The sequence below is a fragment of the Nitratireductor sp. L15S-10 genome (genome assembly GCF_045011005.1).
GTDB lineage: Bacteria > Pseudomonadota > Alphaproteobacteria > Rhizobiales > Rhizobiaceae > Nitratireductor.
This window is the reverse complement of sequence record NZ_CP120674.1, coordinates 2,839,400-2,852,374: the sequence shown is the minus strand read 5'-3', so window position 1 is coordinate 2,852,374 and position 12,975 is coordinate 2,839,400. Positions and strand designations below refer to the sequence as shown.

At 61.3% G+C, this 12,975-nt stretch carries 12 protein-coding genes; 9 read left to right on the top strand and 3 right to left on the bottom strand.

The window, feature by feature from the left end; translation table 11 throughout:
- Positions 1 to 176: 176 nt before the first annotated feature.
- Both aroC and ribB read left to right on the top strand, forming a co-directional pair.
- The gene (gene aroC / locus P2W41_RS13675; RefSeq protein WP_292899790.1) at positions 177 to 1,277 is read left to right on the top strand and encodes a chorismate synthase; all 1,101 of its coding nucleotides are present in this window, start codon (positions 177 to 179) and stop codon (positions 1,275 to 1,277) included.
- 12 nt (positions 1,278 to 1,289) lie between these two features.
- Positions 1,290 to 2,390 (top strand): 3,4-dihydroxy-2-butanone-4-phosphate synthase, encoded by a 1,101-nt coding sequence (gene ribB / locus P2W41_RS13670; RefSeq protein ID WP_404933429.1) that lies wholly within the window; start codon positions 1,290 to 1,292, stop codon positions 2,388 to 2,390.
- A 79-nt stretch (positions 2,391 to 2,469) separates the two neighbouring features.
- Here ribB and P2W41_RS13665 read toward each other — a convergent pair whose 3' ends face one another.
- A complete protein-coding gene (locus P2W41_RS13665) occupies positions 2,470 to 3,687 on the bottom strand; it encodes an MFS transporter (protein WP_404933428.1) in 1,218 nt (405 codons plus the stop codon).
- 119 nt (positions 3,688 to 3,806) lie between these two features.
- Between P2W41_RS13665 and P2W41_RS13660 the strand changes: the two genes are divergently transcribed.
- From P2W41_RS13660 to P2W41_RS13630, 7 genes are all read left to right on the top strand, one after another.
- Positions 3,807 to 4,412 (top strand): TetR/AcrR family transcriptional regulator, encoded by a 606-nt coding sequence (locus P2W41_RS13660; protein ID WP_404933427.1) that lies wholly within the window; start codon positions 3,807 to 3,809, stop codon positions 4,410 to 4,412.
- A 59-nt stretch (positions 4,413 to 4,471) separates the two neighbouring features.
- A complete protein-coding gene (locus P2W41_RS13655; RefSeq protein ID WP_404933426.1) occupies positions 4,472 to 5,458 on the top strand; it encodes a hypothetical protein in 987 nt (328 codons plus the stop codon).
- Between the two features lie 74 nt (positions 5,459 to 5,532).
- Entirely contained in the window at positions 5,533 to 6,459 is a 927-nt protein-coding gene (locus P2W41_RS13650; protein WP_404934981.1) for a histone deacetylase family protein, read from the top strand.
- A 3-nt stretch (positions 6,460 to 6,462) separates the two neighbouring features.
- Positions 6,463 to 6,714: an exodeoxyribonuclease VII small subunit gene (locus tag P2W41_RS13645; RefSeq protein ID WP_292899800.1), complete on the top strand. Its 252-nt coding sequence runs from the start codon at positions 6,463 to 6,465 to the stop codon at positions 6,712 to 6,714.
- 175 nt (positions 6,715 to 6,889) lie between these two features.
- Entirely contained in the window at positions 6,890 to 8,806 is a 1,917-nt protein-coding gene (gene dxs / locus P2W41_RS13640) for a 1-deoxy-D-xylulose-5-phosphate synthase (protein ID WP_404934980.1), read from the top strand.
- 60 nt (positions 8,807 to 8,866) lie between these two features.
- Complete coding sequence (locus tag P2W41_RS13635; RefSeq protein WP_292899804.1) at positions 8,867 to 9,601, top strand: TlyA family RNA methyltransferase; 735 nt, start codon at positions 8,867 to 8,869, stop codon at positions 9,599 to 9,601.
- Entirely contained in the window at positions 9,598 to 10,839 is a 1,242-nt protein-coding gene (locus P2W41_RS13630) for a class I SAM-dependent RNA methyltransferase (RefSeq protein ID WP_404933425.1), read from the top strand. Before P2W41_RS13635 ends, P2W41_RS13630 begins: the two co-directional genes overlap by 4 nt.
- Here the strand turns inward: P2W41_RS13630 and P2W41_RS13625 are convergent, their stop codons facing one another.
- Both P2W41_RS13625 and tldD read right to left on the bottom strand, forming a co-directional pair.
- On the bottom strand, positions 10,840 to 11,541 hold the full coding sequence (locus P2W41_RS13625) for an NAD-dependent deacylase (RefSeq protein ID WP_404933424.1): 702 nt from the start codon (positions 11,539 to 11,541) through the stop codon (positions 10,840 to 10,842).
- A complete protein-coding gene (tldD, locus tag P2W41_RS13620) occupies positions 11,541 to 12,959 on the bottom strand; it encodes a metalloprotease TldD (RefSeq protein WP_404933423.1) in 1,419 nt (472 codons plus the stop codon). Before tldD ends, P2W41_RS13625 begins: the two co-directional genes overlap by 1 nt.
- Positions 12,960 to 12,975 lie beyond the last annotated feature (16 nt).

The following is a 12,975-nucleotide window of genomic DNA, read 5'->3' as shown; positions in this document are numbered from 1 at the left end:
GGCATCAATTGTCCATGACGCAGACACTGAATTTTTCTAACCATATAAATGTGTCAAAACTGGTGCGATTGGCAATCCGGTTTGACGGTGTCCGCAAACGCCAATAGAAGCGGTGCGAGCGGCTGGCGGCTTGAGCCCGATGGCCGCCATGTCTGGATCTCTGGAAGCCCACATTCATGTCTCACAACACTTTCGGCCACCTGTTTCGTGTCACCACCTGGGGCGAAAGCCACGGACCGGCTATCGGCTGTGTGGTTGATGGGTGCCCGCCCGGTATTCGTTTCACTCAGGCCGACATCCAGGCCGAACTGGACAGAAGGCGGCCCGGCCAGTCGCGCTTCGTTACCCAGCGGCGCGAGCCGGACGCGGTGAAGATTCTTTCGGGCGTGCTGCCGGAGGAAGATGGCGCAACGCTGATCACCACCGGAACTCCGGTCTCCATGCTGATTGAGAATGTCGACCAACGCTCAAAGGATTATGGCGAGATCGCGAAGCGTTTCCGGCCTGGCCACGCAGACTACACCTACGAGACCAAATATGGCCTGCGCGACTATCGCGGGGGCGGGCGATCATCCGCGCGCGAAACGGCAACCCGGGTCGCTGCCGGCGCGCTGGCGCGCAAGGTGGTGCCGGGGATGACGGTGCGTGCTGCTCTGGTCGCCATGGGCGAGAAGGAAATCGACAGGGCGAACTGGAACTGGGATTTCATCGGCGATGCGGAGAACCCGTTCTTCACGCCGGATCCTGGTTCTATTGCAATCTTCACAGAATATCTCGATGGCATCCGCAAGGCGGGCTCTTCGGTGGGGGCGGTCATCGAGGTCGTGGCCGAGGGTGTTCCGGCGGGGCTCGGTGCGCCGGTCTATGCCAAGCTCGACCAGGATATCTGCGCCAATCTGATGTCGATCAACGCCGTGAAGGGCGTGGAGATCGGCAATGGTTTTGAGGCGGCCCGCATTACCGGCGAGGAGAACGCTGACGAGATGCGCATGGGAAATGACGGCACGCCGCGTTTCCTGAGCAACAATGCAGGCGGCATCCTGGGGGGCATCTCCACCGGTGAGCCCATCGTGGCGCGCTTTGCCGTCAAGCCGACCTCGTCGATCCTGACGCCGCGCCAGAGCATCGACAGGGATGGCAATGAAGTCGATGTTATGACCAAGGGCAGGCATGATCCGTGTGTGGGCATTCGCGCCGTGCCGATTGCCGAAGCGATGGTTGCCTGCGCCATTGCCGATCATTATCTGCGCCATCGTGGCCAGACCGGCCGCATCTGACGGAGTTTGCTGATGCCCTATGATCAGAAGAAGGTGGTCGAAGCCCTTCGTGCCTTTGAAAAGGGCGAGATGGTTGTCGTCATGGACGACGATGGTCGTGAGAACGAGGGCGACATCATCGTTGCGGCAGCGCATTGCACACCCGAGAAGATGGCCTTCATCGTGCGCCATACATCCGGCATTGTCTGCGCGCCGATGCCCCACGGCGAAGCAAAGCGGCTGAACCTTGCACCGATGGTTGCCGAGAATGACGCCCCGCATTCAACCGCTTTCACGGTGAGTGTCGATTTCAAGCATGGCACCACGACGGGGATTTCTGCTGAAGATCGAACGCTGACCGTGCGCAATCTGGCAAACCCCAATGTGGGCCCTGCCGATTTCGTGCGCCCCGGACACATCTTCCCGCTGGTCGCACGTGAGGGTGGTGTGTTGATGCGCTCGGGCCATACGGAGGCTGCTGTCGATCTGTGCAAGCTCGCCGGACTGCCGCCCATCGGGGTCATCTGCGAGCTGGTGAATGATGACGGCACGGTGATGCGCGGACCGCAGGTTTCGGCATTTGCCGAGCAGCACGGGCTCCTGCAGGTTTCGGTTGCGGATCTCATCGCCTATCGCCAGCGACAGGAAACGCTGGTGGAGCGCGTGGCGAGCTTCGACATCGACACACCGAGCGGCCCGGCAAAGGCGCATGCCTACACGCTTCCCTGGGAAGCGATGCAGCACGTCGCAATTGTTTTTGGCGACATCCGGGACGGGGTGGATATTCCCGTCAGGCTCCACACCGAGGATGTGGTGACGGATGTTTTTGGCAGGGAAGAGCGGCTGCACGAAGCCATGGAACGCATGGCGCGGCTCGGCCGCGGCGTTCTTGTCTATCTGCGTGAGGGCTCGGTGGGTGTCGCCCATGAAAACCGTCGCCGTCCAGCGGGAAGCGACCGTGAGGACCATGACGAAGCGTTGCGGCGTGAGAGTGAATGGCGCGAAATCGGTCTTGGCGCACAAATTCTCAGGGATCTCGGCATCTCTTCCATCAAACTGATGGCCTCGCGTGAGCGTCACTATGTGGGGCTTGAGGGCTTCGGCATCGAAATCGCCTCGACCGATATCGTTTGAACCCTGTGAGACAGGCCCGACTTGTCCGAGCCTGTCTCAGTATAAATTCAGGGTAAAGTCTGGATAAAGTCTGGCGGCACTATTCCGCCGGCTGGAATGTCGCACCGGCTGCCGCGCGGCGTTCGCCCGCAAGGCTTTTTTGACCGACCAGCACCGTCAACAGGGCGGAAAAGCCCGCTGCGACCGAAACCCAGAAACCGTTCTGCGGCCCGAATGCATCGATCACCCAGCCGGCGACGAACGAACCCAGCGCCATGCCGATCCCGATGCCGGTCATAACCCAGGTGATACCCTCTGTCAGCATGGCCGGGGACACACGGCGCTCGATCACGCCGAATGCGGTGATGAATGTTGGCGAGACGGCAAGGCCGCTGACAAAGACGGCCAGCGCGAGCAAGGCAACGGTGTTGGCGAAGAGAAGCGGAACCGTGGTGAACGCGATCACGGCCACTGCGATGGCGAGCTGACGTTGCAGGGGCATTTTGAGGTTGAGTGCGCCGATGACGATACCAATCAGGAATGAGCCCACGGCGTAGACACCGATGACAAGACTGGCGGCACCCGGCTGGCCAAGAGCTTTGGTGATGGCCACGGAACTGACTTCGGCGGTGGCGAAGATGGCACCGACGAAGATCAGGGCAAGTGTGACGATCTGCACCGAACGCAGGCGGATCGCGGAGTGCGACGGCCCATCTTCGGCAGGACGTATGCCGGGTTCGGTCGAGCGCTGCAACACGAAAGCTGCAGTTCCGAAAGCCAGAAAGAGCGTACTGGCCAACATGCCGGCTTCCGGAAAGAGCGAGACGCTCAATCCCACCGAAAGCGAAGCGCCGGCGATATAGACCAGCTCGTCGGCGACAGATTCGAAAGCGAAGGCCGTGTTGAGTTCGGGCCTGTCGTGAAAGATCTCGGTCCATCTCGATCGCACCATTGCCGGGATGCTGGGCATGGTGGCTGCGGCGAGGGCGGCAACAAACAGGGTCCACAACGGCCAGTCACGGTTTGCTGCCGTAATGAGCAGGAAAAAAGCGATCACGGAGATGGCAGTGAAAGGCGTCAGTATGGCACTTTGGCCACGCCGGTCCACGAGGCGCGAAATTTGCGGGGCAACGAATGCGTTGGTTAGGGCAAAAGTGGCCGAGACAGCGCCGGCGAGCCAATACTCACCGTGGGTCTGTGATAGCATGGCGACAATGCCGATGGGGGCCATGGCAATAGGCAATCGGGCGAAGAAACCGGCTGCGGCGAAGCCTTTGGAGCCCGGTGCCTTGAAAATCTGGCGATAGGGGTTGGCCATTGGAATGATCCTTGATGCAGAAGCAGGGGTGTTTTACATACGCAGCGTATGTGGATCAGATAATGACATACGTCTCGTATGTCAATTGATATACGTCGCGTATGTGAATGGAGAGTTGAATGGTGCATAAGCCGCGCAGTGAAATGATTGCCGAAACCAGAGCAAAACTGGTGGCCGCAGCGCGGGATGCCTTCGGCAGGGTTGGCTATGCGAATGCTTCAATGGATGACTTTACCGCAGGCGCAGGCCTGACGCGCGGCGCGCTCTATCACCATTTCGGCGGCAAGGAGGGACTGTTCGAAGCGGTCATCATGCAGATCGACGGGGAGATGACCGAAAGGCTCAAAGGCGTTTCACGGAGCGCCAGCGATCCCTGGCAGGGCTTCGTGAACGAATGCGTTGCTTACATCGAGATGGCTCTCGAGCCGGAGATCCAGCGCATCATGCTGCTCGACGGCCCCTCGGTCCTTGGCGATCCGTTCAACTGGCCCAATCAGCCATCCTGTATACGCTCACTGACGGCCAGCCTTCAAAGACTGGTGGCGGAAGGGCGTGCGGATGTCGCCGACCCCGAAGCGATGGCTCGTCTTGTAAGCGGGGCCAGTCTGCACGCCTCGTTATGGATTGCCAATTCGGATGACCCCGAGGCGACGTCGAAACGAGCTGTATCTGCATTCAAGCGGCTGCTTGATGGCCTTCGCAACGCGGCGCCTACTCCAGGTTGACAATCCTGCGTCATCGGTCATGATTTCGCCAATTGGCGGGGGCGGTTTGGGGCTGTTTCATGTGGGATTTCGATATTGGCAGGACGCTGGCGATCATGGGCCGGACATGGCCCTTCATCGTACTGCGCATGCTGGTCTATTTCGGAATCACCGTCGCCTATATCTTTGCCACCGGAACAGGGGCGGGCGTCGGTTATGGTGTAGGCCATGTTTCTACCGACCCCGGTGGCCCCGGCACATTTGCGCTTTGGGGCGGAATTGTCGGTTTCGGACTGGTTTCCGCAATCGTCTACTGGATTCGCGAGTACATCCTCTACATCGTCAAGGCGGGCCACATCGCGGTGATGGTGCATCTGATCGACGGGCGCGATGTGCCTGACGGCAAAAGCCAGATCGCCTATGCACGGCAGGAGGTGACGGCACGTTTTGCCGAGGCGAATGTTCTTTTCGTTCTCGACCAGCTCGTAAAAGGCGTGATTCGCGTTCTGACCGGACTTCTGGGCGGCATAGCCGGCTTTCTTCCTATTCCGGGCCTCGATACGCTGGTGCGTTTCGTCAACACGGTGATCCGCATTGCGCTTACTTATGTGGACGAGATCATTCTCGGCTATAACATCCGCATCGGTTCAAGCACGCCGTTCGAGACTGCTCGGCAGGGCGTGGTGCTCTATGCCCAGAATGGCAAGATCATGCTCAAGAATGCCATCTGGCTGGCGCTCTTTATGTGGCTTCTGACCTTTGTCGTGTTCCTTGTCATGCTGGCCCCGGCCGGGGCGATCCTCTATGCCATGCCGGGGCAACTGGCGGGCTGGGCCTTTGTGCTGGCCATAGTGTTTGCCTGGGCCGTGAAAGCTGCGCTCATCGAACCTTTTGCCATTGCCGCGCTCATGTCGGTCTATTTCAGGGCCATCGAAGGACAGACCCCCAACCGCGAATGGGACGAGCGGTTGAGCAGCGCATCCAGGCAGTTCCGCGAACTGAAGGAACGGGCATTGGAGACGGTGGGTGTTCGCTCCGGTGCAGCCCCTGCAAAACCCGGCGGGTGAAAGCCTGTTGACATGCGGGCAAAGCCCGGAAACCCGTCATGGCCAAGCCATGGTTTGGCCACTACACTTGCCGGATGAAAACCCGCTTTTACACACACCCGATCTGTCGTGAGCACCTCACGCCGCCCGGCCATCCCGAGCGGCCGGATCGCCTGCGGGCGATTGTCGACCGGCTGGACGACGAGCCATTCGCCTATCTCGAGCGGCTGGAAGCGCCGCTGGCCGATGAGGAGACGGTGTTGCAGGCACATCCGGCCGAGCATCTCGAAAGGGTAAAAGCCAGCATTCCGGAAGAGGGACTGGCCGTGATTGACGATGACACGACCGTGAGCCCGAAGAGCCTTGAGGCCGCCCTGACGGCCATTGGCGGCGCTCTGGCCGGTGTGAATGATGTGTTTTCCGGTGAGGTCGGCAATGTCTTTGTGGCGGGGCGTCCGCCTGGACATCATGCCGAGAAAAACCGTGCCATGGGGTTTTGTCTATTCAACAATGCCGCCATCGCGGCTCGCCACGCGCAGAAGAAACACGGTGCAGAACGCGTCGCCATCGTTGACTGGGACGTGCATCACGGCAATGGCACGCAGGACATTTTCTGGGATGATCCGAGCGTACTCTATTGCTCCACGCATCAGATGCCGCTTTATCCGGGCACGGGCGCAGCCCATGAGACGGGTGCCGGCAACATCGTCAACGCGCCCCTGCCTGCCGGATCGGGTTCTGCGGCGTTTCGCGACGCGTTCGACAAAAAGGTATTACCTGCGATCGACCGGTTTTCGCCGGACCTGATCATCATTTCTGCCGGTTTCGACGCACACCGGCGCGATCCGTTGGCGGAACTGAATCTGGAAGCCGGGGATTTTGACTGGGCGACCGGCATGCTGATGGAACGGGCCGACCGTTTGTCACAGGGGCGCCTTGTCAGCCTGCTTGAAGGTGGGTACGACCTGCAGGGACTTTCCGTGTCGGTCGCTGCGCATGTCGGCCGTTTGTTGAAGGGGTGAGAGATGGCCGAAGAAGCCAACAACGACATCAAGAGCATGAGCTTCGAGCAGGCACTTGAGGCGCTGGAGAAGATCGTTGAGGATCTCGAGCGCGGCGATGTGCCCCTCGATCAGTCGATCAAAATCTACGAGCGGGGCGAGGCGCTGAAAAAGCACTGTGACCAGCTCCTGAAGGCCGCAGAAGACAAGGTGGAAAAGATCCGCCTGTCACGTGAGGGACAAGCCGTCGGCAGCGAGCCGCTCGACGAGACTTGAGACCAAAACAATCCCGAGACAGGCAACCTCTGTACATTTGTTTGTACGGAGGTTGTTTTGTATTCTCTGACCGAAAATCAGGTTCCGGTGAAACTGTACTGTTTCATCGCATTGCGTTTACTTTGCGTGGCCGAAGCCCTATGTCGAAGTGAAGCAAACAGCCGAGGTGATGCGCGTGAAATCGCCGCCCGACACTCCCCTTCTTGATACGGTCGGCACACCCGCCGATCTGAAGTGTCTTTCGCAGGATGATCTCCCCCAGCTTGCAGACGAATTGCGCGCGGAACTGATCGATGCGGTTTCGAAGACCGGTGGGCATCTTGGTGCCGGGCTCGGCGTGGTCGAACTGACCGTGGCGCTGCACTACGTGTTTGACACGCCCGGCGACCGGCTGATCTGGGATGTGGGCCACCAGGCCTATCCGCACAAGATATTGACCGGGCGGCGCGAGCGCATCCGCACGCTGCGCCAGGAGGGCGGGCTCTATGGTTTCACCAAGCGCTCGGAGAGCGAATACGATCCCTTTGGCACAGCCCACTCGTCCACCTCCATTTCGGCTGGCCTCGGCATGGCTGTTGCGCACAGGCTGAAAGACGAGAAACGTAATGTCATCGCGGTGATCGGCGATGGTGCCATGTCTGCAGGCATGGCCTACGAGGCGTTGAACAATGCGGGGGCGCTGGGTGAGCGGTTGATCGTCATTCTGAACGATAATGACATGTCGATTGCCCCGCCGCAGGGCGCGATGAGCGCCTATCTGGCCCGCCTCGCCTCGGGGCGCACCTATCAGGGCGTGCGCGATCTCGGCAAGAAGCTGACATCCTATCTGGGAGAAGGGGTCGACCGCGCCATCACGCGCGCGGTGGAACATGCGCGCGGCTATGTTACCGGTGGGACGCTGTTCGAGGAGCTGGGCTTCTTTCACATCGGCCCGATCGACGGGCACAATCTGAAACATCTCGTACCGGTTTTGAAAAACGTGCGCGACAACGGCACCGGACCGGTGCTCATCCATGTGGTGACGAAAAAGGGCAAGGGCTATCCGCCAGCCGAGGCGGCGGCGGACAAGTATCACGGTGTCAACAAGTTTGACGTCATCACCGGCGCGCAGGCCAAGGCACCTGCCAATGCGCCGAGTTACACCAAGGTTTTCGCCCAGTCGCTCATCCAGGAAGCGCGCGAGGACGAGCGGGTCGTCGCCGTGACGGCTGCCATGCCCTCGGGCACCGGGCTCGACCTGTTCGAGAAGGAATTTCCGGAGCGGACTTTCGATGTGGGTATTGCCGAGCAGCACGCGGTCACATTCGCTGCCGGTCTCGCAACCGAGGGGTTGCGCCCGTTTGCGGCGATCTATTCGACCTTTCTGCAGCGCGGCTATGACCAGGTGGTGCATGACGTGGCACTGCAGAACCTGCCGGTGCGTTTTGCCATCGACCGGGCGGGGTTTGTGGGCGCGGATGGCCCAACCCATTGCGGCGCGTTCGACATCACCTATCTGGCCAGCCTGCCGAATTTCGTCGTGATGGCGGCTGCCGACGAGGCGGAGCTGCGGCACATGGTGCGCACCGCCGTCGAGCACGATCAGGGCCCCATAGCCTTCCGCTATCCGCGTGGCAATGGCGTTGGTGTCGAGATGCCGGAACGCGGCGAAGTGCTGGAACTCGGCAGGGGACGGGTGATGCGCGAAGGCTCCAAAGTGGCGCTTCTCTCGTTTGGTAGCAGGCTGGAAGACTGTTTGAAAGCGGCCGACGAACTGGATGCGGCTGGGCTCTCGACCACGGTTGCCGATGCGCGGTTTGCAAAGCCGCTTGATCGGGAATTGATCAGGCGGCTGGCGCTGGAACACGAGGTGCTGATCACCATTGAAGAAGGTGCGATTGGCGGCTTCGGCTCGCATGTGCTCAATTTCCTGGCGCATGAGGGCCTGCTTGAAAGCGGCGTGAAGGTGCGGCCCATGGCCATGCCCGACCGTTTCGTCAACCACGCAAAGCCCGAGCGCATGGTGGAGGATGCCGGGCTCGATGCGGGCGCGATTGTGCGCACGGTGTTTGCGGCCTTGGGCCAGCGTGCGGAAAGCGCAGCGCGTGCCTGACCGCGTTCAACCGCTTCCGCAGAAAGCCCATCAAGAGAAAACCCATCAAGAGATGGCCGGATGAGGCTCGACCAGTTTCTCGTGGACAGGGGCTTGTTTGCGAGCCGTGCGCGGGCGCGTGATGCGATCCTGCGCGGCACGGTGAAGGTGGACGGAACACCGGCGAAAAAGCCCGGGCAGACTGTTACGCCCGCCGCCGAGGTGAAGGTGGACGATCCGGCAAGTGCTTATGTCTCTCGCGCCGCTGTGAAGCTCTTGCATGGTCTCGACGCTTTCGGGTTTGACCCGGCAGGTTGCCATGCACTCGACATTGGAGCTTCCACGGGCGGGTTCACGCAGGTGCTTCTGGAGCGCGGCGCGGCCCATGTGACGGCCATTGATGTGGGCACTGGGCAGATGGACCCGCGAATTGCAAGCGATGCACGCGTGACCTCGCTCGAAGGGGTGAACGCCCGGCACCTGACGATGGAAGATCTGACAGGGCGCGTGCCGGCTTTCCTGGTGTCGGACGTAAGCTTCATTTCACTGAAACTCGCTTTGCCTCCGGCGCTCGCGCTGGCGGCGCGAGGGACATGTGGTATCTTTCTTGTGAAGCCTCAGTTCGAGGCGGGACGAGAGGCCATTGGCAAGGGCGGTTTGCTGCGCGATCCGGCAAAGGCCGAAGAAATCGCCGCAGAGCTGGAAAAATGGCTGGGGACGAATGCCGGCTGGCGGGCCGTGGGGCTTGCGCCGTCACCCATCGAAGGCGGAGACGGAAACCGCGAATTTCTACTGGCCGGACGCAAGGACCAATGAGCGAAACGCTTACGATCGATCATCTGGGAGCACAGGGCGATGGCGTCGCGCTTACGCCCACGGGACCTGCCTATGTGCCGTTTGCGCTTCCGGGCGAAGTGGTGGAAGCGGAACTGCGCAAGGGGCGTGCTGCGAAGAGGACATTGCGCGAGGCCTCGCCCGACCGCATCGAGCCTGCCTGCCGGCATTTCGGTGATTGTGGGGGCTGCGCGGTACAGCACCTTGAGAGCGAAGCCTATCTCGCCTGGAAACGTGAGAAGGTCGTGACCGCACTGGAGACGCGCGGTATCAAAACCGAAGTGGAAGAGACGCTCGCCTGCCCGCCGCATTCGCGCCGCCGCGTGACGTTTACCGCAAGGCGGCTGGGATCCGAGGTTCTTCTGGGTTTCAATGCGGCGCAATCCCATCGCATCGTCGTGATTGAGGAATGCCCGGTGGCAACACCCGAAATTGTTGCCGCGCTTGAGGATCTGCGGGTCCTGGCCAAGGCCATCGCGGCGACGCCGAAGCCCTTTCACCTGACGGTGACGGAAACCCGCACCGGGCTCGACATTGCAGCGGTGGGCGCGGGACGGCTCGGTGAAAAACAGCGCCGGGCGGTGATCGACCTGGCGCTGGAAAAGGGATTTGCCCGGCTTTCTGCCGATGGCGAGATCATTGTGGAGGGCCGGAAGCCCAGCGTGATGTTTGCAGACGTGCCGGTGGCCATTCCGCCGGCAGGGTTTCTACAGGCCACGGTTGCCGCGGAAGAGGCGATGGCCGGATTGGTGACGGGGCATCTGGAGAGTTGCAAACACGTTGCCGACCTCTTCGCCGGCAGCGGCACGTTTGCGCTGCGGCTGGCACACAAGGCGCGGGTCTATGCGGCTGAAGGCGATGCGATTGCGCTTGCCACGCTCGATATCGCCGCGCGGCAATGGTCATCTTTGAAGCCGGTGACGGCGGAAAAACGCGATCTCTTCCATCGCCCGCTGCTGATGAAGGAACTGGCGCAATTTGATGGGCTGGTATTCGATCCGCCCCGCGCGGGGGCCGAGTTCCAGTGCCGGCAGATTGCACGCTCCGATGTCAAGCGGGTCGCGGCGGTTTCCTGTAATCCTGGCACGCTGGCGCGGGATCTGGCGATCCTTGTGGAAGGAGGTTATCGGGTCACGCGGGTTGTACCAATCGACCAGTTCCTCTGGTCGCCGCATGTGGAAGCGGTGGCGCTTTTGGAGAAGAAGCAGAAGCGGCGCTGATCAGCTTTTCAAAAGCATGTCGACATAGGATGGCACCACGCGGCTGGCCGGTCCGTGGATGGCCTCGTCGAAATCATCGAAGGTGTCGGACGGTTCCAGATTGAGCTCGATCGTGCGCGCGCCGTGGCGTCCTGCCTCCTGCACGAATTGTGCTGCCGGATAGACATTGCCTGACGTGCCGATGGAGATGAAGAGATCCGCAGCGCGGAGCGCGCCGTAGATGCGCTCCATCTGGTAGGGCATTTCGCCGAACCACACGACGTCGGGGCGCAAATGTCCGCCCGTGGCGCAGGCGGGGCAGGGCGTTTCGAGGGACATATCGCCGTCCCACGGGCTGCGATCGCCGCAATGGGTGCAGAGCGCGCTTCGGTGTTCGCCATGCATGTGGATGAGGTTTTTCGAGCCGGCGCGCTCGTGAAGATCGTCGATGTTCTGGGTGACGAGCAGAACGTCACCTGAAAATTCCCGCTCCAGTCGGGCGAGTGCGCGGTGGGCATCGTTGGGCTCCAGCTCGGCGATCCTGCGCCGGCGCATATTGTAGAAGTCATGTACCAGCGCGGGGTTGGCGGCAAAGCCCTCGGGCGTTGCCACGTCGCGGTAGTCGATCTTCGACCATAGCCCGTTCTTGTCGCGGAACGTATCCACGCCCGATTCGGCAGAGACACCCGCACCGGTGAGTATGACGATGCGCCGGTAATCCATCAGGTCTGCGTGCCGCCGACAGTCATCTGGTCCATGCGCAGGTGCGGCTGGCCGACGCCGACCGGTACGCCCTGTCCGGCCTTGCCGCACATGCCGATGCCATTGTCGAGGGTCATGTCATTGCCGACCATGGAGACGCGGTGCATGGCGTCGGGTCCGTTGCCGATCAGCATGGCGCCCTTGATCGGCTGGGTGACCTTGCCGTCCTCGATCATGTAGGCCTCGGTGCAGCCGAACACGAACTTGCCGGAGGTGATGTCCACCTGGCCGCCGCCGAAGGACACGGCATAGATGCCTTTCTTCACCGAGGCGATGATTTCCTCGGGCGCCCTGTCGCCGCCGGTCATGTAGGTGTTGGTCATGCGAGGCATGGGCTCATGGGCATAGGATTCGCGGCGTCCGTTGCCGGTAGGGGCCATGCCCATCAGACGGGCGTTCTGGCGGTCCTGCATGTAGCCGACCAGCCTGCCGTCCTCGATCAGGACGTTGCGGCCCGACGGCGTGCCTTCATCGTCTATGGTGAGCGAACCGCGCCGCTCCGGGATAGTGCCGTCATCGACAACGGTTACGCCCTTTGCGGCAACCTGCTCACCCAACAGGCCAGCGAAGGCCGAGGTTTTTTTGCGGTTGAAGTCGCCTTCGAGCCCGTGGCCCACGGCCTCATGCAGCATGACGCCCGGCCAGCCATTGGCGAGCACGATGTCGAAGGTGCCGGCAGGCGCAGGCACGGCGTCCAGATTGACGAGCGCCTGGCGCAGTGCCTCGCTTGCGGCGAACTGCCAGGAATCCTCGGCCAGAAACTCGCCAAAACTCTTGCGCCCACCCATGCCATGGGTGCCGGTCTCCTGCCGGTCACCATCACCGACCATAACGGAAACGTTGACGCGGACCAGCGGGCGGATGTCGCGGGCGATCTGGCCGTCGGCACGCACAATCTCGACATGCTGCCATGAGGCGGCGAGCGAGGCTGTGACCTGCCGCACGCGCGGGTCTTTCGCGCGAAGCCAGCCGTCGATTTCCTGCAGGAGCTTTGCCTTTTCCTCGAAGTCTGGCGAGGCAATCGGGTTCTCGTCCCCATAAAGACGCTGATTCGTGCCGACGGGAGCTGTGGCGAGCTTTCCCGAATATCCGTCCTTCACTGTAGAGACGGCATCGGCGGCTCGGCGCAGTGAGGCTTCGGTCAACTCGCTGGAATGGGCATAGCCCGAGGCTTCACCGGCAACGGCGCGCAGGCCAAAACCCTGATCGGTGTTGAAGCTCGCGGTCTTCAGGCGTCCATCGTCGAAAACAAGCGCTTCTCCTTCCCGGTATTCGAGGAAGAGTTCCCCGTCATCCGCGCCGCTGATCGTGTCGGCAACGAGGGATTTCAGACGATCGGGAGAACAATCGAAGGCGTCGAGAAGCGATTTGGCGGTCATGAACAATATCCTGTCG